The following is a 1629-nucleotide window of genomic DNA, read 5'->3' as shown; positions in this document are numbered from 1 at the left end:
GGGGAACGGCCCGGGGCCCGCCGGCCCCTACGGCTCGCTGCCGACACCGTCCGCGCGCTGGCCGGCCTCGCCGAGGCGCAGTCCACGACGCTGTACACGGTGCTGCTGAGCGGCTTCGCGGCGCTGCTGTCCCGGTACACCGGGCAGGAGGACATCGCCGTCGCGACCCCCGTCGCCAACCGGCCGGTGGCCGCGTTCGAGCGCATCATCGGGTTGTTCGCCAACACGGTGGTGCTCCGCGGCGAACTCCGTGGTGACCCCACGTTCGGTGAGCTGGTGGGCCGGATGCGGACCGTCTGCCACGAGGCGTTCGACCGGCAGGAGGTGCCCTTCGAGCAGATCGTCGAGGATCTGGCGCCGGACCGGAACCTCAGCCGGGACCCGGTGGCGCAGGTCATGTTCGTGCTGCAGAACGCCCCGGCCGCGGAGTCCGTGGTGGACGACGTACACCTGCGGCTGATGCCGGTCGATCCCGGACGGGCCAAGTTCGAGCTGTCGGTGGTCCTCGCCGAGGACGGCGACGGTCTCGCCGGCTATCTGGAGTACCGCACCGACCTGTTCGCGCCGGCCACCGCGGCCCGGATCGCCGACGCCCTGGTGCGGTTGCTCGACGAGACCGCCCGGCAGCCGCAGCGGCGGTTGTCGGCGCTGCCGGCCACCGGGCCGGACGACCTCCGACGGTTGGTGGCGTGGAACGACACCACCCGACCGTACGACCCCGCCGGAGTCGCCACGCTGGTGGCCCGGCAGGCGGCCCGCACCCCGGACCTGACCGCGGTCAGCGACGAGGACGGCGAGCTGCGCTACAGCTACGTGGCGCTGTTGAAAGAGGCCGACCGGCTGGCCGCGGCGCTGCGGCGGCGCGGGGTGGGCCGGCAGCAGGTCGTTGGGATCTGCCTGGCGCGGGGGCCGATCCTCGTCGTGGCCGCCCTCGCCGTGCTGCGGATCGGCGCGGTCTACCTGCCGCTGGACCCGGAGCACCCGGTCGACCGGCTGCACGATGCGCTGGACCGGGCACGAGCGGTGACAGTTGTGACCGACCCCGGCACCGAGGAGCAGATCGGGCGTCGGTGGCCGACCGTGCCGGTCGACGGGACACCGGAACCCGCCGCCACCCGGCCGGTGGCGACCGAACCCGACGAGCTGGCGTACGCCCTGTTCACCTCCGGATCGACGGGCCGGCCCAAGGCGGTCGCGGTGACCGTCGGGGGGATGTCGCACCTGGTGCAGTACATGGCCGACCGGATGGACCTGGGGCCGGGGGACCGGATGCTCGCCTCGACCACGGTCACCTTCGACGTCGCGGTTACCGAGATGTTCGCCCCGCTCGTGCGGGGGGCCCAGGTAGTCGTGGTCGGCTCCGACCGTTACCGCGAGCCCGTCGAGTTGGCGCGGCTGTTCGCCGCGCCGACCACCACCGCGGTCCAGGCGACGCCGTCGATGTGGGAGGCGCTGGTGCGCTCCGGGCTGGGCTCGGGGACCGCGTTCGCGATCAGCGTGGGTGAGCCGCTCGGCGCCACCCTGGCCGGCCGGCTACGTGATCTGGGCTACCGGCTGCACAACATGTACGGCCCCACCGAGACCACGGTGTACTCCACCGGCGAGGAGGTCGGCGCGGGCACCCCGACC

At 73.6% G+C, this 1629-nt stretch carries 1 protein-coding gene; it reads left to right on the top strand.

Going from position 1 to position 1629, the window contains the following annotated elements; genetic code table 11:
• Nucleotides 1-1629, top strand: a 1629-nt coding sequence (locus Vlu01_RS27300; protein WP_204005005.1) for an AMP-binding protein, incomplete at both ends; no start/stop codon positions are given.

It is taken from the genome of Micromonospora lutea, from assembly GCF_016863535.1.
In the GTDB taxonomy this organism is placed as follows: domain Bacteria; phylum Actinomycetota; class Actinomycetes; order Mycobacteriales; family Micromonosporaceae; genus Micromonospora; species Micromonospora lutea.
Note: the sequence above shows the minus strand (reverse complement) of the source record. Positions and strands in the feature narration are given on the sequence as shown.